This is a genomic window from uncultured Cloacibacillus sp., assembly GCF_963926575.1.
GTDB lineage: Bacteria > Synergistota > Synergistia > Synergistales > Synergistaceae > Caccocola > Caccocola faecigallinarum.
In genome coordinates this window covers 168,625-193,885 of sequence record NZ_CAWUXW010000004.1, presented here as the reverse complement: position 1 = coordinate 193,885, position 25,261 = coordinate 168,625, and the positions used below count along the sequence as shown (strand labels likewise).

Sequence of the window (25,261 nt, the reverse complement as noted above, 5' to 3'; positions counted from 1 at the left end):
TTTTAATTTCCCTCTTTCGGGGCCTCTCCGCCCTGCGCTGCGGCTTTCTCAGCCGCGGGCTTCTCATCGGCGGAGGTCTCTATGCGGACCTTCGCTCCGGGACGCAGGCGCTGAAGTCCGGCGACGGCGACGTTCTCGCCCGCCTCAACCCCGCTCGTGACCTCGCGCAGCTCGCCGAACTCGCGTCCGAGCGTCACGCGCGCCTGGCGCGCCGTGTTGTCGGCGTTGATGACGTAGACGTAGTCGCCCTGCTCGTCGGCCATGACCGCGGTCTGCGGGACGGCGTTGACTATATGGCTCTTGACGGGCTTCGTAAAGACGCGGACCATTTCGCCCGGAATCAGCATTCCTTCCTTGTTCGCGAAGCGCAGGCGCATCATTATCGTTCCGGTCGTCTGGTCGACCCTGTTGTTCTCAAAGTCGCGCTTGCCGGGGACGTTGTATTTCTCGCCGTTGCTGAGAATCAGGCTCGTGTTGTAGACGGAGCCGTCCTCCTTGAATAGCGAAAGCTGGTCGAGGTAGTCCCTGTCGGGCAGCGGGTAGGAGACGCGGATGGGGTCCATCTGGACTATCGAGGCGAGCTCCGTTATCTGCGGCGTCACGTAGTTGCCCTTCGTGTAGAGCGCCCTGCCTATCTTTCCAGTTATCGGCGAGGTGATGCGGCAGTAGCCGAGGTCTATCTGCGCGAGCTTGAGAGCCGCCTTCGCCTGCGCTACCGCGGCCTTGGCTTGGAGGAAGTTGCCCTCCGCCGTATCTCTGTCCGTCGCGGAGACCGCGCGCTCGCTAGCCGCCGTTACGCGCTTGTAATACTTCTCTGCGGTCACTAGGTTCGCCTCCGCCTGCTGAAGCTCTGCCTTGCGGAGCTGCACCGTCGCCTCGTACTGCTTCGGGTCTATCTGGAAGAGAAGCTGTCCCGCCTTGACGACGGAGCCTTCCTTGAAGCAGACCTTCGCTATCTCGCCGGAAATCTGCGGCTTCACGGAGACCGACTGAATCGACTCCACGCGGCCCACGTACTCCGAAGGCACGGACGAGGCGTCGAACTTCTCGACCTGCTTGACGATGACCACCGGCTCCGCGGCCGCCTGCTGCACCGGCTGCGACGAGCCGTCCTTCCAGGCCCTGTAGCCGAAGAAGACGACGGCGATCACCACGACCGCTGCGGCTATCTTCACCCACGGAGACTTCGGATTGCCCTTGATCTCCACGTTCTTGTTTTCTCCATTTCCCTGCATTTTTCAGTGCCACCTACACTTTCCGTTTTTTGTTTATCTGTATTCCCTCGTTCTGGCAGGGATTGCCGCCTTTTACGCTTCGCTCTTCACCGAAAACTCTTTCGTGAGCGCGTCGAACAGAATGTCGAGGCTCTCCGGCAGCTCATCGGGCAGCGCGCCCGCGAGCTGCGATATTCCGAAGCCGTGGAAGATGCTGACGAGAAGCACCGCGGCCTTGTGCGCGGACAGCGACTTGCGTATCTTTCCGGCCTTCTGGCGCGTCACTATGTACGTCTCCATCTGCTTGATGTCGCGGGTCCTCGCCTCGTGAAGAATCTCGTCGACGCGCTCGCGGATGTCCTGCGGCCACTCGTGGCGGCGGATCATAAGCTCGTGCAGCTTCTTCCACCGCTCCTCGCTGCGCAGGCGCTCAAGCACCTCTTTCACATATCCGCGCAGCGAACCGACGGCCTCGGGCGAAGCCTCGCACAGCCCCATATACTTGTCGCAGTCGCCGGCGCAGAACTCCTCGATTATCTTGATGAGGATGTCCTGCTTGTTCTTGAAATGCCAGTAAAACGCGCCCTTCGACAGACCGATGCGCGCCGTTATCTCGGAGACGGAAGCGTTCGCGAAATTCTTCTCGCTGAAGATGTCGAGCGCCGATTCCATAATGCTCATCCTCGTGCGCATCGCTTCCTCCTTAGTCCTCCGCATTTGATTTTCCCTCCCTTTTCACCCGACGTGATAAAAAACCGCGATAAATTATATATACATACGCGTCAGTATGTCAATAAAAGCGCGGCGTTTTCCGGCGACAATTCGACCTTCATATCGTACCGCGCGAATGTGGCCGAAGCGTGTGGAATTTATGGAGATTTTGTGAAAACGCGGCTCCCCGCCCGACGCGCGGCCTCGCGTCTGAGCTTTGCGCGCGCGCCTTCACGCGCGGGCGCGGCTCTCGCTTTAGGGAAAAGGCGGCTATTCGCCGAAGCTTCGGCAAATTCGCGAACGCGCCGGAAACCGCGCGAAAGCCCCGCGCCACGACGCGGCGCCGCCGAATACACGCCGCCTCCGTGCGTTTACGGGAAGGCGCGCAACGCGCCGAACGCGCAAAAAAGCGGGACGCCCGCGCGCCCCGCTTGTGTTGATACTTTGTCGGCCGTGTCGCTCTATGCTCCGGCGGAGGTCACCAACATATTGGGCAGCCACGTCGAGAGGCCGGGGAATATGATGACCAGCACCAGCACGATGAACATGGAAGTCAGGAAGTACGGGATGTAGCGGAACGAATCCTCGTACGGTATGTCGGCAACCTTGCACGCCGTCATGAGGTCGACGCCGAGCGGCGGCGTGTTGGCTCCTATCGCCATGTTGACGCAGACCATTACGCCGAGGTGTATCGGGTCGACGCCTATCTGCGTCATTATCGGCATGAATATCGGGATAATTATAAGGATTATCGCCGTCGTCTCCATAAAGGTCCCGAGGATGAGCAGCAGCAGGTTGAAGAATATCAGAACGGCCCAGTAGTTGTCGGAGATGCCGAGGATGACCTCCGCTATCTTCTGCGGTATGTTCTGCGAGGTGAGCACCCAGCCGAAGAGGCTCGCCGCCGATATGATGAAGAGGACGACGGCGCTCGTTTTGCCGACTTCGAGGCATATTTCAAAGAAGCGGCGCCACGACAGCTTTTTGTAGACGTATTTCGAAAGTATCAGAGCGTAGAAAGCCGCGACCGCGCCGGCCTCCGTCGCTGTGAAAATGCCTTCGAGTATTCCGACGATGATTATCGCAGGCGTCACCATCGGCAGGAACGCGCCTTTGAAGGCCTCCCACTTTTCGCGCGCGTCGGCCTTCGGCAGACGCGGGTAATTTTCTTTCTTCGCGAAGTAATAGGAGACGAGCATAAGGCCGCCGCCGGAGAGTATTCCGGGGATGAAGCCCGCTATGAAGAGCTTGCCTATCGAGGCTCCCATCGTCACTCCGAGGACGACCATGACGATGCTGGGCGGTATGATGGTCGCGAGTGCGCCGCCGCATCCAAGCAGCGAGGCGCTGAAGGCCGGCTTATAGCTCTGCCCTTTCATGGCGGGGAGCATTATAGAGCCGATGGCCGCGACGTCTGCGACGCCCGACCCCGAAATCGCGCCGAAGAACATGCAGGAGACGACCATGACCATCGCCATGCCGCCGCGGATGTGTCCGACCATGCTGGAGGCGAATCTCATGATTCGCGGGGTTATGTCGCCCTCGGCCATGAGAGCGCCGGCGAGGAGGAAGAGCGGTATCGCGAGCAGAGTGAAGGAGTCGACGCCGACCACCATGCGCTGCGCTATGACGAGCACCGGCAGCGTGGATTCCACCAGAAGGTAGAACGCGCCGGAGACCGCTATCGAGTAGGATATCGGCACGGCTATGGCTATGCCTATTATTAAAACGGCAGCAAGAAGCAGCATGACTATCACTCTTTCCCTGCGAACAGTTTGTAAATATTATGCAGAACGACGGGAATCATCAGCGCGCAGCCGACCGGGAATGCAAGGTAGAGTACGCCCGCCGGTATCTGGAGCGTCGTCGTCGTCATGTTCCACGTCCTCTCTACGAGCTTCACGCCGCCCGCAGTGCCGACGCAGACGAAGATGAGTATCGCGAGCTCGCGTATGAAAAGCACGAGCTTCTTCGCCGCGGGGCTGTGTATCCTGTCGAGAACGATGTTTATCTCCATGTGGTCGTTCGTCAGCAGCGCGGCGGCCGAGCCTATAAAGGTTATCCAAACGAGGAGCGTCTGGCAGACCTCGCCGCCCCACGCTATTGACTGGTGCATTATGTAGCGCGAGACGACTTCCATCATTACGACGATGAATACGACCGTGACCGCGATGATCACAAAAAGCTCAAGCGGGCGGTACGCCCGCTTGAGAGTATCCTTTTTCTCTGTTTCGTTACTGTTTCCCATACTCACGCACCATGTCCATCAGCTCTTTGCCGAACGTCTTTTCATAGCTCTGCCACACGGGCTGGACGGCCTGCTGGAAGGCGGCTTTGTCTACATCGTTGACAAGCATTCCGCTCTCTTCGAGCTTTTTCAGGAATTCGTCCTCTTCCTGTATGGTCTCCTTACGCTGGGCTTCGCCCCATTTCTGCGCGAGCTGTTTCACGGTTGCCTTGTCCTCGTCGGAAAGCTGGCTCCAGAGATTGCTGTTGACGCAGAGAATCGCGGAGCCCCAGATGTGTCCCGTCTTGGAGAGATATTTCTGGACTTCGTTGAATGCGTTGGAGTAGATGATGGCGTAGGGGTTTTCCTGTCCGTCGACGACGCCCTGCTGAAGCGCGGAGTAGAGCTCGCCGAAGTTAATGGCCATCGGCGCCGCGCCGAGGAGCTTGAAGGTGTCGAGGCGCATCTTGTCGGGCGTTACGCGGATTTTCAGGCCTTTGAGGTCTTCGGGCTTTACGATGGGCTTTTTGTTGTTCGTGATGTGGCGGAAGCCGTTCTCCCACCATGCGAGTCCTTCGATGCCCTTCTCGTTGAGGAGCTTGAAGAGGAATTCGCCGAGCTTGCCGTCGAAAGCCTTGTAGGCCGCTTCATGCGTCGGCCATGCGTAAGGCAGAGCCTCTATGCCGAATCTCTCGTCTATCGACTGGAAGGAGCCGCCGCCGATAAGGCCGCCGTCGATCATTCCGAGCGTCAGCCCCTCGACCATGTCCTTTTCGTTCCCGAGCTGGGCGCTGGGATAAAGCTGAATGACTACTCTGCCGTCGGTGCTCTTCTTCACATCGTCGGCGAAGCCGCTGAGGTTCTTGTGCCACGAATGGTCGCTGTTGAGCACGTGGCCTATCTTGATGACCGTTTCGGCCGAAGCGGCCTGGGCGAGCATCACGGCGCACAGCGCCGCGCACAATGACATAACGATTTTCTTCATTACACGAAGCCTCCATCAATAAATGTTGGAGTAATGATAATGTTCTTGCTTTATCGTGTCAATGAATATTATTATGCGATAAAAATAACCTTTGGTTACGTTTTTGTGCCACTGCGTTGAATTTTAACGGCGGCGCGCCGTTTGAGCGCGGCGCTATTCGGCGACGACGGCGAAGAATATGAGCGGCTCGCCGCCGTTGTTCCTCAGCCCGTGCGACATGCCCTTTCTCGTTACGAATATGTCGCCGGGAAGGGCCGGTGTATCTCCGTCGTCAGATGTATAGACGCCGTTTCCGGAGACTATGGCGTAGACTTCTTCGTCTGTCTCGTGCTTGTGCAGCCCTATCGAAGCGCCGGGCTCGAGCTCTATCCTCGACGCCATCGCCAGCGGCGCGGCCTTTTCCGGCAGCGGCGCGCGGAATATCCTGGCGCAGCCCTCTCCGCCGCGCATGGCGGAAGCGGTGGTGAAGTCGTCGCTCTGCTTTATCATCGCCGGCTTACTCCTCTGCGTTCATGTTCTTCAGCATCTCGTCGAGTTCGACGTAGCTTGTCTTGCCGTTGCCTAGCAGGGGGATGCTTTCCATGTAGATGAGTTTCTTGGGAATCGCTATTTCGGCCATGCCTATTGCGGAGAGCTTCTGGCGCAGGTCTTCGCGCTTGATGTCTGTGCGGGTCGTGACGGCGGTTAGGGTCTCGCGGTTCGCGCCGTGGATCATCGTGACGGCGTGCTGGCCTTCGGGCCATATCTCGAACATCGCCTCTTCGACGGCGGCGAGCGATATCATCTCTCCGCCTATCTTCGCGAAGCGCTTTGCGCGGCCCAGTATCGTCACGTAGCCCTCGGAGTCGAGCTTCACTATGTCGCCGGTGTCGTACCAGCCGTCCTTCGGCGGTTCGAGGACGCCGGGGTTCGTCGCGCGCAGGTAGCCCATCATGATGTTGTCGCCCTTTAGCCAGAGGCGGCCTCCCTCGGCGACGCCTTCGACCGGCTCGAGGCGGTATTCGAGACCTTCTACGAAGGTGCCGACTGTGCCGCTCTTGTGGTGCGCGTAGTAGTTGTTGGAGACGATGGGCGAGGCTTCGGTGACGCCGTAGCCTTCGGTGATGCGGATGTTGAAGCGTTCGAACCACGTCTGCTGCGTCGCGGGCTTGAGCTTTTCGCCGCCCTGCACGAGCAGGCGCACCGTCGCGAAGTCGTAGTTGTCGGCGGCGGCCTTCGCGTATCCGGCGAGGAAGGTGTCGGTCGCGAAGAGTATCGTTATGCGCTCGTCGTAGCATATGTTCGCGATGGTCTTGTAGTGCAGCGGCGACGGGTAGAGGTAGACGAAGAAGCCGAGCGAGACGGGCAGGAACACTCCGACGAGGCCGAAGGAGTGGAATATCGGCATCGCGTTGAGGACGCGGTCGGAGCGGTAGAAGTCGACGCGCGTGAAGGTCTGCGCGTGGTTCGTGTTGAGGTTTTTGTAGCTGAGGACGACGCCCTTCGGCGCGCCCTCGGAGCCGGAGGTGAAGATGATGACGGCGGGCTTTTCGACGGCCTTCGGGTCTGCGGGCTTCGAGCGCAGGAACGGGGCGCGCAGCGCCGCGGATAATTTTTTGCCGGTCGTGATTAGCGGCGCGACGTCTTCAAGCCAGAATATGCGTATGCCCGCTTCTTCGATTGCGTTCGAGAGCGCGTCGAGCTTGCCGAGCTCGATGAATTTGCGCGAGGAGACGACCGTCTTGATGCAGGCGGTGCGGCAGCTCGTGACGATGGCGCGCGGGCCGAGCGAGAAGTTCAGCATCGCGGGGATCTTGTCCATCTTTTGCAGCGCGTATATCGAGATTACGCCGCCGAGCGAGGTCGGCAGCAGCACGCCGACGTTCTTCCCCTCGAGGTTCTGCGCGCGCAGCGCCTCCTCGATGAGCAGCACGCGCGTGATGAAGCCGTTGTAGGTGACGGGCTTCGCGCCGTGGTCGCTGAAGAGGCGCGTCGAGCCGCCGAATTCGCTGCGCGCGTCGAGCAGGATGTCCCAGAGCGGCTTTTCCTTGCGGCGCGCGTAGAGCGATGCCTCGTCCATTATGCGCTCGAGCGCGCGTCCCGCCGCGGCGGTGCGCTTCGAGCCGGAGAGCCCCTCGGGTATCTTGAGCTCCTTGACGGGGGAGACGGTTATCGTGACCTTCGAGAAGAAGCGCAGCCCGCGCTTGTGCTGGATGCGCGAGAAGGGCGTGTTCTCCGTGCCCTTGATGTGTATCGGCAGTATCTTCGCGTGCGTGTGGTCCGCTATCTGCGCGACGCCCGCGGAGACCTTCATCGGGTTGCCGATGGTCGTCGGCTGAAGCTCGGGGAAGATGACGCAGCGCCCGCCGTTTTTGAGCAGGTTGAGGAAATATTTAAGTGTCAGCGGCGCGTCCGCGTCGAGAATGTGCGTGTCGGCTATCGGAAGGAAGAAGCGCGCGAAGCGTTTTTTTGTGAGCCTGCGCTCGATCGCGAAGGGGACCTTCTCGGGCAGGAAGGCGGCGAGGATCAGCGGGTCGATGAAAGAGACGTAGTTCGGCGCGATAAGCACGCCTTCGCCGGCGTTCTTCCAGTTTTCCCAGCCCTTTACCTCAACGCGGAAAAAGAGGCGCAAAATAAGCTGAACGATGAGTCTGCGCAATAGAATCCCCCCGAAGGACAGGCGCGGCAATAGTGGAAACGCGAGTCCGATATAATAGCCGATTATACCATGATATCAGCGGTTTTTGCCCGTTTACGCCCACTTCCGTAAAATTTGAGTTACAATAAATATGTCATCTTCAATATGAAAACGGAAGGGTGGTAACGATGGAGAGAAAAGAAAACGTCTTTCTCATAGGGGCCGGAGACCACGCGAAGGTCGTCCTTTCGACGCTCGAGGCGTGCAACATCGGCTGCGCCGGAATTTACGACGACAATCCGAAGCTCTGGGGCAAATCGCTCTGGTGCATCCCGATACTCGGGCCTGTCTCCGACATGCCGGACACGCCTGAGACGATGGCGATAATCGCGATAGGCTCGAACGAGGTCCGCCGCAGGATGGCGGCGCGCTTCAAGAACGTCTGCTGGCCCGCGCTCGTCCACCCGCTCGGAATAGTAAACAGCTCCGTGCGCCTCGGCGAAGGGACGATAATCTTCGCGGGCTGCATCGTCGAGTCCGACGCCGTGATAGACAAGCACACGATAGTCAACTCCGCCTGCTTCATCGGCCACGACACGCACGTCGGCAGCTTCTGCCACCTCGGCGCGCGCAGCGCGCTCGGCAACAACGTCTCGGTCGGCGACGACGTCTTCGTCGGCATGGGCGCGATGGTCAAGCCCTACGTCAACATCGGCTGCGACGTGCTCATCGGCATGGGCAGCTCCGTGCTCAAGGACCTCCCCGTCGGCGGCACCTACGTCGGCACGCCCGCGCGCAAGATAATGCCGCTCGTCATCAAGGAGCCGGAATAGCTGTAAGCGATGGAACGCGATAAGCGTCAGGATGACGAGCTCAAGGCGGCGCAGATAAAATATCTGAAGACGAAAACGGCTTTTCTCCGAGCGCGGATGCTGTGGCCGCTTATCGTTATCGCGCTCGTCGCGGCAGTCGTCGTTATCAACATAGCCTTCGGGCCGGATATGTAAGACGCCGCCCGCGGCAAAACAAATAATACGGAAGCCCGTGCATCTGCGCGGGCTTTTTTGTCGACGGCATGAGGCTGCCGCATGCGCGTGAATTTAGCGCAATTATGCTAAAATCAAGACGGGGGTGAGGCTATGAACATGATACGGCCCGTTTCGGACCTTCGCAACAACTTCGCGGACATTTCAAGAACAGTACACGAGACCGGAGAGCCCGTGTTTCTGACGAAAAACGGCTACGGCGACATGGTCGTGCTGAGCATGGAGGCTTACGAGAACCTCCGGCTCGAAAGCGAGATATATTTCAAGCTGCTCGAAGCCGAGCGCGAAGCGGAGGCGACGGACAAACGCTATTCGTCGAAGGATGTTTTGAAAGCGATGAAGGCAGCGGCGGGAGCGGAGCCAGTTGTATAAGCTCGAATATCTGCCGTCCACATTGCGCGACATGACGGAAATCGCGCGGTACATAAGCGCGGAGCTGAAATCGCCAGCCGCGGCGGAAAAGCTGGCAGAAGAACTTATCGAAGCGGCGGAGCGTACAGCGGCCTTTCCCTACGCGAACCCTGTCTACGTCCCCATCCGCCAGCTGAAGCGCGAATACAGAAAGCGCGCAGTTAAAAATTATCTTATTTTCTATTACGTTGACGAAGAACGCAAAACCGTGACCGTCGCCCGCGTCATATTCGCGCGGCGCGAACTCTGCGCGGCTCTCGGAAAAGAGCGCCGCGTGGCCGAAGAGCCGTAATTTCCGTAAATTCAGGCGGCGTTTACAGCAGCAGCATCACCGCCGTCACGACTATGCCCGACGAGAAGCAGACGGCGGCGATGATGAGCAGCATGACGGAGCTGCTTTCTTCGGTCACTTTGCCGGTTGCCGTGTCGCGGTAGAGCGTAGCGGCGTCGCCTGCTTTCAGGTTTCTGCGCCCAGATGTGTGCGACTCGTAATATTTTTTGAAGCCGCGTTCCTCGTATTCGAAGAGCGCGTATTCCTTGTCGCCGTCGCCGTCGCGGTGCAGCCTGTAGCCCGCGAAAGCCGCGCGGATCGGGCGCAGCTTCCCGGCATCGGCGCGGCGGCGCGTGCTCGTGTAGCGCCTGACGAGCATTACTGCGCCGGCGAACATCGGCAGGCCGAGCAGCGGACGCCAGAACAGCGGTATTTTCGGGAAGCCGTCGAAGTCGTCGGACCAGATGCCGATGAAGATGGCGAAGGCGGCCAGGTCGGCTATGAACGCGAGCGCGAGGAAGGCGCGCATCCTGTCGGCGAGCCCGTACGCGGAGACGGCGCGGACCGTCGCGGGGTCGAAGAGTATGTCGATCTCGCTGCCTACCTCAGGGGCGTTGTTATCGCGTTCGGGCGGCATTGTAGCGTCATAGCTGTGCCCGTCGCAGCTGAACGTGACGGATGCGATGTGCGTCGGGGTCTCGGAGACGTCCGCCGATATGGGGCGCTCCTTCGTCTCTACGGAGACGACGCGGGCCTTAAGCCTCCGCCAGCTACGGTATTTTATCTTCCTGAAGACGATGATTGCGAATATGCACGCGACCGGCGCGGCGCAGACGACTGCTGCGACGGCGAACAGGTTCATACTGGAGAGGATGAGCGCGGCAATGCCAGCGATTGGCACGGCGCAGATGGACGCGGCGACGATAAGCAGTTTCTTCATACTTTTTCCTCCGTTTTATATGCGCGCCGTGGCGCGCGGATTTTTCGATATTTTGCAGAGTTGTACGAAGTAGACGGCGAAGAGGCGTAACGGTTTTGTAAAATCCGCCGCGCCGCCTCAGCAGAACAGGGCGACGGCGCTCAGCAAGCCTGAGACCATCAGGCCGGCGGCCAGCAGAACGACCCCGACAAAACTGTATACGAAGCCTTCCTCTTCCGACATATCCGACGCTCTGCCCGTTTTCTCGTCAAGGTAAAGCGTGACGCGGTCGCCGGGGCGGAGTTTCTTCGTTTGCAGGAGGACTTCCGCATCGGGCAGAGTACGGCCCGTTTTTGCTTTATATTCCTTATAGAACGCGATGAGGCGTCCGTCCGGCTCTTCCGGCTCTTCGCCCGCTCTGTGCCTAACGTTGGATTCCGTACGCTTCGTGACGCCGCCGCAGTTGTATTCGTAAACGTTGACGGTATAGTCGCAGTCGTCGTCGCTGTCCCGGCAGTACCTGTATCCGACGAAGACGCCGCCGATGGGGCGCAGCTTTTGCGAGCGTTTCATGCGTTTCGCAGCGCAGCCGCGCAGGAGGAAATATATCCCGACGCCCGAGAGCGGCAGGCCGAGCAGCGTCCCGAGGCTGAACGTAAACTCCGCGCCGTGCTCCTCGGGGCTGTCGTATGAAAACGCGAACAGTATGGCGAGCAGGACGAAGATGTTCACGCCTATTATTAAGAATATTATCCCGAGGCCGGTCCTCTCCGTATCGGCCTCGTCCGCTGCGACGGCGGCTCCGCTCTTCGGGTCGAAGAGTATCTCCATCTCCCTTCCCGCCTCCGGCGGGCGCGTCCTCGTCATTACCGGCAGCTCTTTTTCGTATCTGTGCCCGCCGAAGGAGAACGAAACGGATGCCGCGTAGGCGGGGGCTTCGTCCGTCCGGCCGCCTTCGAGCGTCTCGACTGAGACGACGCGCGCCCTAAGCCGGCTGTATCCACTGTGCAGATTTCTCTTTTTCAGTATCGACAGTATCACCGACGCGAATATCGTTTCCACTATCACGAGAGTCATAAGCGAGATTATTGTGTTTTGTTCAAACCCGAACGGCAAAACAACGTCCCCCTTTCACGCGCCTGCGCCCGTATTGTAACGGGAGCGGAAGCGCGGCGCGCGGAGGCGCGGGGGACGCTGCGACTGGTTTTACAAAAATTTTACTTCCTTATTATATAGCGTTAAGGCTCCGCTATTTCACCGCGAGCGCCTGCGGGCTTTTGAGCCAGCGGATTATCCAGATCAGGAAGCAGGCGGCAATTATGCTGCCGCCGATGTCGCCGCAGGGGAAGGACATCCATACGCCCTTGAGGCCGAAGATGCGCGGCAGCGTCAGGAGCGGCACGAACATGCAGAATACGTGGCGGCAGAACGAGAGCGCGAGCGAAGCCGCGCCCTTGCCGAGCCCCTGGAGCGCGGAGTTCGTGATTATCGTGATTCCCATGAAGGGTATGCCGAGGTAGCCGATGCGCATTCCCGGCACGCCGAGGCGCAGCAGCTCCGCGTCGTCCGTGAAGAGGCCCATCAGCTGCGGCGCGAAAATTTCCGCCAGCGCGCCGCTGACGAGGTAGAAGCCGACTGCGATCATCAGCGCGAAGCGTATCGCCTTGACGACGCGCTCCGGCTTTCCGGCGCCGTAGTTGTAGCCGACTATCGGCTGCGTCGCCTCGCCGACCGCCATCGCGGGCAGGAAGATGAGCGAGTCGAGGCTCAGGAATATCCCCATCGCGGAAAGCCCCGCGTCGCCGCCGTATTTGAGGACGAGCTGGTTCATTATGGTCATGTAGACGACGAACGAAATTTCCATGAAGAAGGGCGCGCTGCCGACGGAGAAGATTTTCGCAATCATCTCCGGCCTCGGCAGGCGTATGTGGCGCGCGCGTATGCGCAGCGGCGCGTCTTTGCGGCGGAAGAAGGCGAGGCCGAAGGCGGCGGAAATAGCCTGCGCAGCTATCGTGCCGTAGGCCGCGCCCGCGACGCCCATGTCGAGCGTGACTATGAAGAGCGCGTCGAGCGCGACGTTTGCGAGCGCGCCGACGATCTGCGTACACATCGCGTATTTCGGGCTGCCGCTCGCGCGCACGAGGAAGTTCGCGCCGAAGCCGAAGAGGGCGAACGGCGCGCCGAGAAGCACTATTTTCAGGTAAGGCCGCGCTGTTTCGAGCACCTCGCCGGTGCCGCCAGCGAGGCGCAGCATATCGTCCGCGAAGAGCAGGCTCGCGGCTATGAAGAGCGCGCCCGCGCAGCCGAGCAGGACGAAGGTCGAGGCGAGCGCGCGCTCCGCCTCCTCGATGCGCTTCGCGCCGAAGAGGATGGCGACGCGCGACGAGCCGCCTATGCAGATGAGCAGAGCGAAGGCTATCGTCATGAGCATCGGCGGGAAGGAGACCGTTATCGCCGCGAGCCCCGCGGGGCCGACGTAGTGGCCGACGAATATCCTGTCCACGATGTTGTATATCGCGCCCGCGACCATGCCGACGACGGCCGGCAGCGCGAAGCGCATCATCAGCTTCGGCACGGGCTCGGTTTCCATAAATGTGCGGTCTGTTTCCGTCTGCGCGTTAATGACGCAACACTCCTTCGGCGGTGCAAGTCTCCCGATTATATCAGAACGGCGCGGGAAATAAAGGGAGGGGCGCGCGGGTGTCTTACGTTTGTGGACTGAAGCAGTGAGCGGAAGATTCTCAGGGCGCTCTGTTTATTGTCAATGATAATAAATAAAGCAGTTGACGTAAATTATCTTTTGGCTTATCATTCGCGCCATGAAGATAAAGTCGATGGCTGAGATTTCGTTGTTCGCTGTTCTGTCCGCGGTCGGCGCGAGGATTATGATTCCCGTGCCGTTCGTGCCCTTCACGCTCCAGACGCTCGTCTGCATGCTCGCGGGCTTCGCGCTCGGCGCGCGCAAGGGCGCGGCGTCGCAGCTTCTCTATATGCTGATGGGGCTCGTCGGCATCCCCGTATTCACATCGGCGGCGGGGCCAGCGGCGGTATTCATGCCCTCGTTCGGCTACATTCCTGGCTTCGTCTGCTGCGCGTGGATCTGCGGCACGCTCGCGGAGCGCATGCGCGCGCGGTACGGCGAGCCGGGCTTCGCGCGTTACTTCGCGGCGGCCCTGCTCGGCGTCGCGGCCACATACGCCGTCGGCGTCGCATATCTGTACGTGATTCTCAACTTCTGGGTTCAGCAGGAGGGCGCGACCTTCTTCAAAGTGCTTTCGATAGGCTTCCTCAGCACCGCGGGCGGCGACGTCGTGAAGGCCGCTGTCGCAGCGACTGCGGCGGTGAAGCTGTCGCGCGCTGGGATCGGGAAATAAAGCACGGAGCCTTACGCAAGCTCCGCGTCTAAAAACTGTCTCTGTTTTCCGTCTTCATCGATAAACGAGAGCGCTATGTAGTCGAAGCCGTCGCGTTTGACGGCTTCCCATGGCATGACGCGCCCGTCTATGAGTTCGACGTTTCCTTCTCCGTCTATGTCGAAGGTCTCTTTTTCGTCCTCATAGTCGATGCTGTAGCCGAGTTCCAGAATCAGCTTCGACGGCGGGATGCCGTACCTTTTGAGCGTGCGCGAGGCTAGCGCCTCCGCGTCGTACTCGTCGCAGAACATCGCGTCGTAGCCGTGTTTCGCGCCGTCGAATATTAAAAATTCTTCGCCGCTTCGCGCGTCCCTGGCGAACACCATGCCGGGGGCCTCTTCTGTGTCCGCTATGAACGGCTGCGCTTCGCCTTCGACGCGCGTCAGCTCGCCGTAATACCACACTTCGAGCAGCTCCCCGCCGGTTTGCGAGCAGAGCGTCATCGTCGTGAGCCGTTTCTCGGCCCAGTCTTTTATGCGGCCTTCAAGCCACGTGGGATATTTTCTCTCCGCGTCCATAGATTTCGCCTTTGCGCCGGATTTCCGCGCGCCTGCCTACGCCGCGTGCGCGGCGAAGCGTTTGGCGAGTTCGGCGCTTATTTCGGCGCAGCGCGCGAGGCCCGCGGCTATCGAGCCCGCGAGCGTCGAACCGCCGCGCAGCGCGGTCGTCATCGCTTCGGTGACGCCGCCCTTCGTCGATACGTTTTCGAGCGAGCTTTCGCTCTTTTCGGCGCGGTGCGCCTCGACGACGCGGCCTATCCACGGCGCGAGGCCGCGGCAGACGGGATAGCGCTTCGCCATCGCGGCGAGCGTTGCATCCGTCTCGGCTCCGCTGAGCTCGACGTTGAGAAGTATGGGGGGCAGGCATATCGCGACGGTGAAGGCGTCGAGCTCGCTTTCGCACGAGAGGTCGAAGACCTCGAGCCCCGCTGCGCGCAGCACCGCGTGCGGACGCGCCTCGGATGGGAACGTCGCGCCGACGCCTATGCCGTCGGTTATCGTCTCGGGGCCGCTGCACATCACGCGGCAGAGCTCCGCGCCGAAGACCTTGTGCAGCGTCGCAAGCGAGATGCCCGCCATGAAGGACATGACGAAGGCCCCCTCCTTCAGCCGCAGCCCTTCGAAGGAGCCGAGGTCCTGCGGGCGCGCGGCGAGCAGGATGAAGTCGGCGCGCGAGACGAGCGTGCGCGTGTCGGTCATGCACGAGGCGAGCCCCATGCGCTCGGCGCGCGCGAGCGTCGCGGCGCTGCCGCCGCACGAGATGAGCAGCCGCTCCTTGGGGAAGCCGTTCGCCGCGAGCGCGGCGGCTATCGAAGATCCGAGGTGTCCGAAGCCCGCTATCCCTATCGTCTTTCCGTCGAGGAGTCCGTTAGTGTATTCAGCGCAGTCTGCAAAGTTCGTCATTTCAAAAATTCCCTTCTAAACCTTAAAGCCATGCGGCGGCGGTCTCCTTGCGTCCGCGCCGCGAAGAGCGTGCCTTCTCTCTCCGCTCAGCGCGGAGAGAGAGGTCAGTTAATTAGATAAGCGTGTTTGAAAAGGGGGCGCGTCCGCGCCCGAAGGAAAAGGTTTAGAAGCTGGACGGTCGAGGCAGGGTGAGCGCCGCGCAGATCGCGGCCTTAGCTTTCAACGTGATTTGTTTGTGCAGCATTTTCTTCACCCTTCTTCCGTCCGAAACAATTTTCGGCAAGTATGATATATTGCAATCGCCTAACTGTCAATTATTTTTTGTAAAGATTTGTGCGCGTGAACGTAACGGTATTGCTGCGGTTCGCCGCAGCGGCGCGTTCCCTGCGCGCGGCGAGAGCGGCGTCGGCCAGGTAGAGAGCTATCGCGCACCACACGAGGCCGAAGGCGGCGAGCCTGTCCCAGCTCATCGGCTCGCGGTACAAAAATGTGCCGAGGACGAACGTCATGGTCGGCGAGACGTACTGTATAAAGCCGATGGTGACGAGGCGGACGCGCCGCGTGCCGTAGGCGAAGAGCAGAAGCGGCGACGAGGTCATCGCGCCCGCGCCCGCGAGCAGGAGGTTCGTCCGCATGTCGTAGGGGTAGGCCGCTGCGCCCGCGCTTTCGAGCCACGCAAGCCACGCGAAAGCGAGGGGCGCGACGGCGAAGGTTTCTATGGAGAGCGAGACGGACGGGTCGGCGGGGATTTTCTTCTTGAGCACGCCGTAGAGCGCGAACGAGAGCGCGAGCCCAGCGCCCGCGGCGGGGACGGAGCCGTGCGCCGCGACCTGCACCGCTACGCCGGAGGCTGCGAGCGCGAGCGCCGCCTTCTGCGCGCCGCGCATCCGCTCGCCGAAGAAGAGGCAGCCGAAGAGCATCGAGAGCAGCGGGTTCATGTAGTAGCCAAGGCTCGTTTCGAGCACCTGTCCGGAGTTGACGGCCCAGATGTAGAGCCACCAGTTGAAGGTGATGAGGAAGCCGCCGCCCGCGAGCCAGAGCGAGGCGCGCGGCTCTCGGCGGACGAAGGCGAAGGCCTCCCGCCATCCGCGCGCGGCGAAGAGCACGAGCGCCATGAAGACGGCGGACCAGACGACGCGGTGCCCGAGTATCTCGAGCGACGGCACGCGCTCGAGCAGCTTCCAGTAGAGCGGCATCGAGCCCCACCAAATGTAAGAGAGAAAAACCGCCGCGGCTCCCTTCTGCGGCTCCGTCATGTCCATCGCCTCCCGACGCGCATATTGTACTATTTCCCGCGCCGCCGCGTCAGATGCGGGCGCGCGCGGCTTCGGATTTTTCATCAAGCGCGTTTTGTGATAAACTATCAAAAAAATCGGGTTAGTGGCTTCGTTTTACGGAAGGAAGAGCGAGCATGAGGGATCAGACGGAACTTTCAGCGTTGGGAGCGTCGCTCCTTGAAGGGGCGGAACGGATTTACAGCGACATGCAGGATTGGCGGAGGGACTTCCACCAATTCCCCGAGCTCGCCTTCGAGGAGAACATCACCGCCTCGAAGGTCGCCGGAGTGCTGAAATCAATCCCGGGCATGGAGGTCATCACGGGCTACGCGATGCCGACCGCCGTCGTGGGCGTCCTCGGCAGCGACATACCCGGCTCAGCGCTCATGCTTCGCGCGACTATGGACGGCGTCGCCGCCGAGGAGCAGACGGGGCTGCCGTTCTCGTCATGTATGCCCGGCGTCATGCACGCCTGCGGACACGACGCCGAGATGGCGGCGCTGCTCGGGGCCGCGGCGGTGCTCGCGGAGCACCGCGACGAGCTGACGCAGCGCGTCGTATTCCTCTTCCAGCCCGCCGGCGAGGGCCGCAGCGGCGCGAAGACGCTGACCGAGAACCACATTATAGAGAAATTCGACATAGGCCGGTGCGCCGCCGTCGCGTGGACGCCCGAGCTCCCCTACAGCGAGCTTTACACGAAAAAGGGCGTCATGACGGCGCTCTCCGACAGGATACATATCGACATCCGCGGCACCGCGGGCCACGCCGCCGAGCCGCACATGACGGTGGACCCCGTCACGATAGCCGCGAACATAATCATCACGATACAGGCTATGCTTTCGCGCGAGGTGGACCCGCGCGAGGCCGTCGTCGTATCGTTCGGGCAGGTCGAGTCCGGAACGGCCTACAACGTCATCCCCGAGCAGGCGAACCTCTGGGGCACCCTGCGCGCCTTCAACCCCAAGACGCGCGACTTCGTCCAGAGCCGCATAGAGACCGTCGCCCCCGCCATCGCGAAGGCGCTGCGCGGCCTCGCGTCGGTCGAGTACACCCGCAACTACGCACAGATTGAAAACAACCTCGATATGCTGGAAGACATCCTCCGTATCGGGGTTCCTTTTTTCGGGGAGGACGGCATAAACATGCTGGAGCGCCCGCTGCTCTCGGGCGAGGATTTCTCGTTCTTCACGCACAACGTGCCCTCGGTCTTCATGCTGCTAGGCACGGGGCTCGAGTATCCGCTCCATCATCCGCGCTACGACGTTCCCGAAAGCATGCTTCCGTTCTCCGCCGCGTGGGAGGCCTACATGGCGCTCACGCTCTCGGGAAATTAAAATAGATTTCTATACTTCTGGAGTTGATATATTTTGTCTTCCAGCAGGCTTGAAACGATAATACGCGATAATCTCAACCGGCTGCCCGCCGAGCCGTTCATCTGGTGGCAGAAGACGTGGTGGTCGCGCGGCGCGTTCCTCGAGCTCATCGAGGAATGCGAGGAGCGGCTGAAGACCAGCAACTTCAAGCGGGGACAGCGCCTCGCGCTGCTGACGCCGAACAGCCCGATACTTCTCGCAACGGCGGTCGCCGTCTGGCGGCTGGGCGGCGCGGTCGTCCTCATAGACCCGCGCTCGGGCTACACTCCGCTGATACGCCAGCTTCACCACGCCGACGTCTTCGCGGTGCTCACCTCGCGCGGCTGCGACGAGCTCGTGCCGCTCATATCCGAGGACGGCATCCCATGCTCGGCGATAAGCCTCGACAGCCTCGAAGACAACATACCGGGCCGCCCATGCGACGAGGAAGACCCCGACACCGCGGTAATCTTCTACACCTCCGGCATCACGGGCGAGCCGAACGCCGTGCCGCTCACTCACGCGAACCTTCTCGCCTGCATAGAAAGCTGCGTAAACCATATAGACATGCTCGACGAGGACGACGTCATCCTCAACGCGCTGCCGAACTCGAACGCCTTCGGCTTCGTCTGCGGCGCACTGCTGCCGCTCGTGAAGGCGGCGCGCCAGGTGATTCTGCCGTCGTTCATGCCCGTCGAGGCCTCGATGGACGCGATACGCAAGGCCGAGGTCTCGATAGTCATGGCGGTGCCGACCGTTATCGCGATGATGGTCTCCGCCGTCATGCGCGGGGCCGCCGCTCCCACGAAAATCAAGTGCGTCCTCTCGGGCGCGGACAGGCTGCCCTGCGCGCTGCGCCGCCGCGCCGAGCAGGCGCTGAACACACACGTCATACAGGGCTACGGCCTTACGGAGGCCTCGTCGGTCGTCGCGCTCACGCCGGGGCTCGACAAGTCGAAGCCCGAAAGCGTCGGCACGATAATCTCCTGCGTCGAGGCGCAGATACGCAGCGACGCGGGCGAGGTCATGCCCGCCGGCAGCGAGGGACAGCTCTGGATACGCGGCGCGAGCGTCGCGGCGAGCTACTACCGCAGCCCCGAGCTCACCGAAGGGCGCTTCGACGCGGACGGCTGGTTCCGCACCGGCGACATAGGCCGCTTCGACGAGGACGGCTATCTCTACCTCGTCGGGCGCACGACGGAGGTAATCTTCGTCGGCGGCTTCAAGGTCTACTCGCGCGAGGTCGAGCGCACGCTCGAGGAGCACCCCGCCGTAAAGGAGGCCGCCGTCATCGGCGTGCCGCGCTCGATAAGCGGCGAGATAGTCAAGGCCTTCGTCGTGCTCAGGAACGGCGACAAGGTCTCGTCCAAGGAACTCATCGACTACTGCAAGCAGAAGCTCTCGTACTATAAAGTGCCGCGCATCATAGAATTTATCTCGCAGATGCCGCGCTCCGCCATCGGCGAGATAGTAAAGCGCAAGCTCTCGAAGGACTGACAAGGATGTACGGCGTAACGTGCCGCGTGACGAAAAAGCTTGACCGGTTCGAGCGCCGCGCGGTGGAACGCCTGCTCGCCGAGGCGGGCCTCGTCTTCGAGGGCGCGCCGGACTGCACTGCGCTCGCCGAGGACTGCGACGAAAACATAATCGCGACGGCGAGCCTCGATGGCTCCGTCATAAAAATGGTCGCCGCGTCGTCCGAGTGGCGCGAGGCGGGCCTTTCCGGACAGGTCATATCGGCGCTCATGAGCGCCGCGCGCGCCGAAGGGCGCTATAAATTCTTCATCTACACAAAGCCCGAGGCCGCGCCGAAATTTTCCGCGCTCGGCTTCCGCGAGCTCGCCGCGTCGAAAAACTCCGTCCTCATGGAATGCGGCGCGCCCGGCGTGAACGAATACCGCGCCATGCTTGAGGCGGAACGCGCGAAGAACGGCCCGCGGGCCGGGGCCGCCGTCATGAACTGCAACCCGTTCACGCTCGGACATCAATTCCTCATAGAAGAGGGCGCGAGCCGGTGCCCGGTATTCTACGTAATAGTCGTCGAGGAGGACGCCTCGGCCTTCCCGTTTGCGGACAGGCTCGCGCTCGTGCGCGAAGGCACGGCGCACATCCCCAACGTCCGCGTCATATCGAGCGGCAGCTACGCAGTCTCGAAGGCGACCTTCCCGACATATTTCTTGAAGGACCGCGGCGAGCTGCCCGTCGCCGCCGAGCAGGCGGAGCTAGACGCGCGGCTCTTCGGACGGCTCTTCGTCCCAGCGCTCGGCGTGACGCGCCGCTTCGTCGGGACGGAGCCCTTCTGCGCCGTCACGGCGCTCTACAATGAAACGCTGAAAAAAATTCTTCCGGAATACGGCTGCGAAGTCGTGGAAATCGCAAGAAAGGAAAGCGGAGGCGCGCCGGTCTCGGCCTCGCGCGTCCGCGCGATGACTGCGGAGGGCGCGGAGGGGCTCGAAGCGCTGCTTCCGCAGGTCACGCTCGATTATCTGAAAAGCCCGCGCGGCGAAGAGGCCGCGGCGAGGCTCAGGAGGGCTGCGCAATGACGCCTCTCGAAGAAGTTTTGTCCGGACGCGACGAACGCGCCGCATGCCAGAAAAGAATGCTCGCCTCGCGCGAAGGGGCCTTCGTCTGCCAGATAGGGCTCAACGTCCCCGGCTTTCCGAAGCGCGTGCCTGGCGACATAACGATAATAAAAGACTGCCGCCGCTTCCTGCTCGCCTGCGCGGGGGCCGCGCCCTTCGAGGAGCACTACCTCGACAACGGCGCGGGGCTCTGCTGGCAGGGGGCCTTCGACGGCAAAAGCTACGACGCGGGCGCGCTCAAGCGCGCGGCCGTCGAAGCGGAGAACAGCATGGAGGCGGGCCGTGTCCTCGACATAGACGTGCACACCGCCGAAGGCCAGCTCTCGCGCCTCGACATGGGGCTGCCGCCGCGCCGCTGCCTCGTATGCGGCGAAAGCGCGAAGGCCTGCGCGCGCGCCGGGACTCACGACCCGGCCGAGCTGCGCGAGCTCGTGATAAGGATAATAAAAACCGCGGCGGCGGGAAGATAGACGGAAAACGGCGCAAAACAGGGGATTTTTGCATAAATCCGCGCCGGGGCGCGCGTATTTCAACTTTATGACTATATAATAAAAAATGTGAAAGGCGGTGACGCGGCATGACGGGCAGACCGGAATGGGACGTTTACTTTCTCCTCATGGCGCAGGTGGCGGCGAGCAGAAGCACATGCCTGCGGCGGCGCGTGGGCGCGGTGCTCGTGCGCGATAAACAGATACTGAGCACCGGCTACAACGGCGCGCCGCGCGGCGTCAGCCACTGCGAGGCCGTCGGCTGCCTCCGCGAGCAGCTCGGCATAGCGTCGGGCGAGCGCCACGAAATCTGCCGCGGCTCGCACGCCGAGATAAACGCGATAGCGCAGGCCGCGGCGGCCGGCACTTCGACCGCGGGCTCGTGGCTCTACTGCACGCACGAGCCGTGCGTCTACTGCACGAAGGCGCTCATCAACGCCGGCTGTGAAAAGGTTTTCTATCTTTATCCCTATCCCGACGAGCTCGCGCGCGCCATCATGGCGGAGTCGGGAGTTGAAAGCGTCTGGGTGGATCCCGCGACGCTGCCGCGCGACATTTTTTCGATTCAATAGGGCGGACGGCGGGCGGGCCGGACGCCGGAGAGGAGAGCTGAACAGGATGTCGATAACGATAGTTTTAGCCGACGACCATCCGCTTACGAGAGAGGGCATGAAGGGCTATCTCTCCAAGGAGCCGGACTTCGAGGTCGTCGGGGAGTACGCCGACGGAGAATCCACATGGGCGGGGATAAAGGCCCTGCGCCCGCAGGTCGCGCTGCTCGACATACGCATGCCCGGCCTCGACGGAATAACGATAGCGCGCATGGCGCGCGACGCGGGCATCCAGACGGCGGCGCTGATGCTCACGTCTTACGACGCGAACCAGTACGTGCTTGCGGCTCTGCGCGCGGGCGCGCGCGGCTATCTGCTCAAGACCGCGACGATGGACACGCTCTCGAAGGCGATACGCATCGCGGCGCGCGGCGGCTTCTACCTCGACAGCGAGGTTGCGAGCGCCGTCGAGGGCGGCGACAACTTCGTGCCGGAGCCGGTCTCCGTGCGCGAGCGCGAGGTGCTTCTGCTCGCGGCGCGCGGCCTCTCGGGCAAGGAGATTGCGGCGAAGCTTTTCATCAGCGAACGCACGGTGCAGACTCACCTCGCCTCGATATACGACAAGCTCGGCGCGAAGAACAAGACGGAGGCCATGCTGCTCGCGATAAAATACGGGATAGTCACCATCGAGGAACTCATAGACTGAAGTGAAGAAGAAGCGCGGACTTCTCCATCAGCTGATCATAGCGATCTTCATCCCGGCCTTCCTCGCGCTGATACTCGCGTGGGTGGTCTACAACCAGTTTGAGAGCACGATGCGCGCCGTCTCCGGCAACTACGTCGAGAACCTCGTCGACAGCGTCGCGGCGCGCCTCGACTCTCAGAAATGGAACATCCGCGCGGGCGGCAGGGGCGTCGCGGAGGGCGACGCGGCGACCATGAGTCAGCTGCTCAGCGAGATGGACATCCCGGGCCTCTTCGCGGTGTTCAGCAAGAACGGCGCGGTCATCTACGAGTCGCCGGGCGAGATAGAATTCCTCCACAAGTGGGAGGATTCGTTCAACTCGCGCACGCCGGTCAAGATACACGACAAGATAGGCTCGTACTACACGGGCGTGCGCTACGACATACCGAACGAAAACATCTACATCATAGGCGCGGTCTCGTGGGAGATGCTCTTCGGCACGATGGTGCTGCTCGTCTCGCTGTGGCCCTTCGTCATGGCGGCGCTCGCGGCCTTCACGCTGCTTGCGATATTCCTGCTCTACTACAAGGTCATACTGCCGCTGCGCCGGCTCGACCGCGAAATACTCTCGCTCTCCTTCGGCCGCGACATGCCCGCGCCCGACGCGCCGGGGGCCGTGCCGGAGCTGCGCCAGCTGCGCTCGACCTTCGCGCTGCTCGCGCAGGCCGCGATTGAAAAGGAAAAGCTCCAGCGCGACTACGTCACCGACATAGTCAAGGTGCAGGAGGACGAACGCGAGTGGATTTCGCGCGAAATCCACGACGGCCCTCTGCAGGACGCGACGGCGCTCGTCCAGCGGCTGCGGCTGCTCAAGACCGACCTCGCGGACAACCCGGAGGTCGTCTCGAGCCTTTCGGGCGCGGAGCGCGTCGCGATGATCGGCGTCAAGGAGCTGCGCGAGCTCTGCAACGACCTGACGCCGCCGTGGCTCGACCTCGGCCTGCGCCATTCGATGACGGAACTCTGCAACAGGATGTCCGCGCAGCTCGGCGTCGAGATAGAGCTCGACATATCGGGCGAGTGGGACGAGGACGAGGAGGTTCAGCCGCAGCTCTGCCTCGCCTTCTACCGAGTCGCGCAGGAGTCGATCAACAACTCCGTCCACCACGGCAGGGCGAGCGACGTTCAGGTCTCGCTCGCGCGCGAGGCGGACAGGATAGTGATGACGGTCAAGGACAACGGCGACGGCTTCGCGGTGCCGGTCTCGGGCGACTTCAGGGAGCTGCGCGTGCGCGGCCACCGCGGCCTCTCAAACATGAGCGAGCGCATCCGCCTCGCCGGCGGCACGATAGAGATAAAATCGACGGTCGGAATAGGCACCGTCATACGTTGTGAAGTGCCCGCGCAGAGGGTAGAATAATAAGGGAATGTTGTTATAATTCTTACGCGAAAGGTGGGAGCCTGAGGGCGCTTGCTCATGAAGCTCAGGATACTAGGCGCTGCCGGAGAAGTAACCGGCTCCAATTACATGATAGAGACCGCTGGGTACAAAGTGCTCGTCGACTGCGGAACGCACCAGGGGGCGGACGAGGAGCGTCACGAGGGCGAGAGCTTCCCCTACGACCCCACTGGAATCGACGCCGTGCTGCTCACGCACGCGCACATAGACCACAGCGGAAGGATTCCGCTGCTCGTCAAGCTCGGCTTCAAAGGCAAGATATACTGCACGCACGCGACGGCGGAGCTCGTCGAGGTGCTTCTGCGCGACTCCGCGCGCATCATGAAGGAAGACGCGGAGTGGCGCACGCGCAAGAACGCGCGCAAGGGGCTGCCGCCCGTCGAGCCGCTCTACAGCGAACGGGACGTCGAGGACGCGCTCGCCTACCGCAGCCCGATACCCTACGACGAAGTCGTCGAGATACTTCCGGGCCTCGGCGTGCGCTTCCGCGAGGCGGGCCACATTTTAGGCAGCGCCATCATAGAGACGTGGATCTCCGAAGAGGGCATGGAGAAGCCGGTGAAGGTCGTCTTCTCAGGCGACCTCGGGCCGCTCGACGGAGTTATAGAAAAGCCGCCCGCAGTCGTCGAAGAGGCGGACTTCGTGCTCATCGAGTCGACCTACGGCGACAGGCTGCACAAGTCGCTCGAGGATACCCGCGCCGAGTTCCAGCAGGCGATGGAGGCCGCAGTCCGCGCGGGCGGCAAGGTCCTGATACCGACCTTCGTCGTCGACCGCGCGCAGAGGATGCTCTACGAGTTCAAGCTTTTGCAGAAAAAACTCCCCGACCTGAAAATGGCGAACATCTACCTCGATTCGCCTATGGGCGTCAAGACGACGGAGATATACTCCGAGCACGAGACGCTGCTCTCGCGCGAGCTGAAGGAGATGCTCGCGAGCGGCGACGACCCCTTCGAGCCGCGCGGCTTCAGCTTCATCCGCACCGCGGAGGAGTCGCGCGCGATAAACGCGATGGACGAGGGCATAGTCCTCGCGGGCAGCGGCATGTGCTCCGGCGGCCGCATAATGCACCACCTCAAGCACAGCCTTTATAAAAAAGACACGCACGTATTCTTCGTCGGCTACCAGGCCTACGGCACGCTGGGCCGCCGCATCGTCGACGGCGCGAAGACGGTGCGCATAGCGGGCGAGGAAATCTCCGTCAAGGCGCAGCTTCACACGCTTAACGGCTTCTCCGCGCACGCAGACCGCGACGACCTTCTGAGATGGGCGTCGCTCTTTACGAAAAAAGCGCGCTTCGTCGTCGTCCACGGCGAGCCGAAGTCGGCGGAGTCGCTCGCGCTCGGCCTGCGCGACGCGGGATACTCGACGCGCATACCGGCGATAGGCGACGAGATAGACCTCACGGCTCCGGCCCCGGAGAAGGCCGCGATGCCGGAAATCTCGAAGCGCATACTCGACAGGATAGATTTCAACCCGAAGGACGTCGAAAGCGTACTGAACCTCATATCGGAACGCACCGACGCGATGAGGGAGACACTGATAAAGAACGAAGAGCAGTACCGCAACATCATGCCGCTGCTCATATCCGCGCGCACCCTGCTTGAGACCGCCGCCGCGCTCGGCGGCGCGCCGGAGGAAAAGAAGTAG

Annotated in this window: 26 protein-coding genes; 13 read left to right on the top strand and 13 right to left on the bottom strand. The window is 61.6% G+C overall.

Annotation, left to right across the window (positions count from 1 at the left end; translation table 11 throughout):
- Nucleotides 1-2: 2 nt before the first annotated feature.
- From ABGT66_RS10935 to ABGT66_RS10905, 7 genes are all read right to left on the bottom strand, one after another.
- Nucleotides 3-1,235, bottom strand: a complete 1,233-nt coding sequence (locus tag ABGT66_RS10935) for an efflux RND transporter periplasmic adaptor subunit (protein WP_346690637.1) — start codon at nt 1,233-1,235, stop codon at nt 3-5.
- 72 nt (nt 1,236-1,307) lie between these two features.
- Nucleotides 1,308-1,931 carry a TetR/AcrR family transcriptional regulator gene (locus ABGT66_RS10930; protein ID WP_346690635.1) on the bottom strand — a complete coding sequence of 208 codons (624 nt, stop codon included), beginning with the start codon at nt 1,929-1,931 and terminating at the stop codon, nt 1,308-1,310.
- Nucleotides 1,932-2,386: 455 nt separating this feature from the next.
- Complete coding sequence (locus ABGT66_RS10925) at nt 2,387-3,673, bottom strand: TRAP transporter large permease (RefSeq protein WP_346690634.1); 1,287 nt, start codon at nt 3,671-3,673, stop codon at nt 2,387-2,389.
- 5 nt (nt 3,674-3,678) lie between these two features.
- Nucleotides 3,679-4,104, bottom strand: a complete 426-nt coding sequence (locus ABGT66_RS10920) for a TRAP transporter small permease (protein WP_346690632.1) — start codon at nt 4,102-4,104, stop codon at nt 3,679-3,681.
- 55 nt (nt 4,105-4,159) lie between these two features.
- Nucleotides 4,160-5,137: a DctP family TRAP transporter solute-binding subunit gene (locus ABGT66_RS10915; RefSeq protein ID WP_346690630.1), complete on the bottom strand. Its 978-nt coding sequence runs from the start codon at nt 5,135-5,137 to the stop codon at nt 4,160-4,162.
- 153 nt (nt 5,138-5,290) lie between these two features.
- Entirely contained in the window at nt 5,291-5,626 is a 336-nt protein-coding gene (locus tag ABGT66_RS10910) for a cupin domain-containing protein (RefSeq protein WP_346690628.1), read from the bottom strand.
- Nucleotides 5,627-5,633: 7 nt separating this feature from the next.
- Nucleotides 5,634-7,775, bottom strand: coding sequence for an AMP-binding protein (locus ABGT66_RS10905; RefSeq protein WP_346690627.1), 2,142 nt, complete (start codon nt 7,773-7,775; stop codon nt 5,634-5,636).
- A 167-nt stretch (nt 7,776-7,942) separates the two neighbouring features.
- On the opposite strand from ABGT66_RS10905, the gene ABGT66_RS10900 reads away from it, so the two are divergent.
- The 4 genes from ABGT66_RS10900 (at nt 7,943) to ABGT66_RS10885 (ending at nt 9,503) form a co-directional block, all read left to right on the top strand.
- Nucleotides 7,943-8,587, top strand: a complete 645-nt coding sequence (locus ABGT66_RS10900) for an acetyltransferase (protein WP_300261288.1) — start codon at nt 7,943-7,945, stop codon at nt 8,585-8,587.
- Nucleotides 8,588-8,596: 9 nt separating this feature from the next.
- The gene (locus tag ABGT66_RS10895) at nt 8,597-8,761 is read left to right on the top strand and encodes a hypothetical protein (protein ID WP_346690624.1); all 165 of its coding nucleotides are present in this window, start codon (nt 8,597-8,599) and stop codon (nt 8,759-8,761) included.
- A 132-nt stretch (nt 8,762-8,893) separates the two neighbouring features.
- Nucleotides 8,894-9,172: a type II toxin-antitoxin system Phd/YefM family antitoxin gene (locus ABGT66_RS10890; protein WP_346690622.1), complete on the top strand. Its 279-nt coding sequence runs from the start codon at nt 8,894-8,896 to the stop codon at nt 9,170-9,172.
- Nucleotides 9,165-9,503: a type II toxin-antitoxin system RelE/ParE family toxin gene (locus ABGT66_RS10885; protein WP_346690621.1), complete on the top strand. Its 339-nt coding sequence runs from the start codon at nt 9,165-9,167 to the stop codon at nt 9,501-9,503. The genes ABGT66_RS10890 and ABGT66_RS10885 overlap by 8 nt, the downstream gene beginning before the upstream one ends.
- A gap of 22 nt (nt 9,504-9,525) precedes the next feature.
- On the opposite strand, the gene ABGT66_RS10880 is transcribed toward ABGT66_RS10885, so the two are convergent.
- The 3 genes from ABGT66_RS10880 to ABGT66_RS10870 all read right to left on the bottom strand — a co-directional run bounded on the left by ABGT66_RS10880 (nt 9,526) and on the right by ABGT66_RS10870 (nt 12,991).
- Nucleotides 9,526-10,422: a hypothetical protein gene (locus ABGT66_RS10880; RefSeq protein ID WP_346690619.1), complete on the bottom strand. Its 897-nt coding sequence runs from the start codon at nt 10,420-10,422 to the stop codon at nt 9,526-9,528.
- 117 nt (nt 10,423-10,539) lie between these two features.
- The gene (locus ABGT66_RS10875) at nt 10,540-11,517 is read right to left on the bottom strand and encodes a hypothetical protein (RefSeq protein ID WP_346690618.1); all 978 of its coding nucleotides are present in this window, start codon (nt 11,515-11,517) and stop codon (nt 10,540-10,542) included.
- 133 nt (nt 11,518-11,650) lie between these two features.
- Nucleotides 11,651-12,991, bottom strand: coding sequence for an MATE family efflux transporter (locus ABGT66_RS10870; RefSeq protein WP_346690616.1), 1,341 nt, complete (start codon nt 12,989-12,991; stop codon nt 11,651-11,653).
- 244 nt (nt 12,992-13,235) lie between these two features.
- Here ABGT66_RS10870 and ABGT66_RS10865 point away from each other — a divergent pair, with 244 nt between their 5' ends.
- A complete protein-coding gene (locus tag ABGT66_RS10865) occupies nt 13,236-13,775 on the top strand; it encodes a biotin transporter BioY (protein ID WP_346690614.1) in 540 nt (179 codons plus the stop codon).
- Nucleotides 13,776-13,786: 11 nt separating this feature from the next.
- On the opposite strand, the gene ABGT66_RS10860 is transcribed toward ABGT66_RS10865, so the two are convergent.
- The 3 genes from ABGT66_RS10860 to rarD all read right to left on the bottom strand — a co-directional run bounded on the left by ABGT66_RS10860 (nt 13,787) and on the right by rarD (nt 16,473).
- A complete protein-coding gene (locus ABGT66_RS10860; protein ID WP_346690613.1) occupies nt 13,787-14,332 on the bottom strand; it encodes a hypothetical protein in 546 nt (181 codons plus the stop codon).
- A gap of 36 nt (nt 14,333-14,368) precedes the next feature.
- Nucleotides 14,369-15,217 carry an NAD(P)-binding domain-containing protein gene (locus tag ABGT66_RS10855; RefSeq protein WP_346690611.1) on the bottom strand — a complete coding sequence of 283 codons (849 nt, stop codon included), beginning with the start codon at nt 15,215-15,217 and terminating at the stop codon, nt 14,369-14,371.
- A gap of 314 nt (nt 15,218-15,531) precedes the next feature.
- Nucleotides 15,532-16,473, bottom strand: coding sequence for an EamA family transporter RarD (rarD, locus tag ABGT66_RS10850; RefSeq protein ID WP_346690609.1), 942 nt, complete (start codon nt 16,471-16,473; stop codon nt 15,532-15,534).
- A gap of 155 nt (nt 16,474-16,628) precedes the next feature.
- Between rarD and ABGT66_RS10845 the strand changes: the two genes are divergently transcribed.
- From ABGT66_RS10845 to ABGT66_RS10810, 8 genes are all read left to right on the top strand, one after another.
- Entirely contained in the window at nt 16,629-17,828 is a 1,200-nt protein-coding gene (locus ABGT66_RS10845) for a M20 family metallopeptidase (protein ID WP_294192170.1), read from the top strand.
- A gap of 33 nt (nt 17,829-17,861) precedes the next feature.
- Nucleotides 17,862-19,343 carry an AMP-binding protein gene (locus ABGT66_RS10840; RefSeq protein WP_346690607.1) on the top strand — a complete coding sequence of 494 codons (1,482 nt, stop codon included), beginning with the start codon at nt 17,862-17,864 and terminating at the stop codon, nt 19,341-19,343.
- Nucleotides 19,344-19,348: 5 nt separating this feature from the next.
- Entirely contained in the window at nt 19,349-20,389 is a 1,041-nt protein-coding gene (gene citC / locus ABGT66_RS10835; protein ID WP_346690605.1) for a [citrate (pro-3S)-lyase] ligase, read from the top strand.
- Entirely contained in the window at nt 20,386-20,898 is a 513-nt protein-coding gene (locus ABGT66_RS10830; RefSeq protein WP_346690604.1) for a citrate lyase holo-[acyl-carrier protein] synthase, read from the top strand. Before citC ends, ABGT66_RS10830 begins: the two co-directional genes overlap by 4 nt.
- Nucleotides 20,899-21,005: 107 nt before the next feature.
- Nucleotides 21,006-21,488, top strand: a complete 483-nt coding sequence (locus tag ABGT66_RS10825) for a cytidine/deoxycytidylate deaminase family protein (protein WP_294192163.1) — start codon at nt 21,006-21,008, stop codon at nt 21,486-21,488.
- 46 nt (nt 21,489-21,534) lie between these two features.
- The gene (locus ABGT66_RS10820) at nt 21,535-22,173 is read left to right on the top strand and encodes a response regulator transcription factor (RefSeq protein ID WP_294192160.1); all 639 of its coding nucleotides are present in this window, start codon (nt 21,535-21,537) and stop codon (nt 22,171-22,173) included.
- A 1-nt stretch (nt 22,174) separates the two neighbouring features.
- Entirely contained in the window at nt 22,175-23,572 is a 1,398-nt protein-coding gene (locus ABGT66_RS10815; RefSeq protein WP_346690602.1) for a sensor histidine kinase, read from the top strand.
- Between the two features lie 57 nt (nt 23,573-23,629).
- Nucleotides 23,630-25,261, top strand: a complete 1,632-nt coding sequence (locus ABGT66_RS10810) for an MBL fold metallo-hydrolase (RefSeq protein ID WP_346690600.1) — start codon at nt 23,630-23,632, stop codon at nt 25,259-25,261.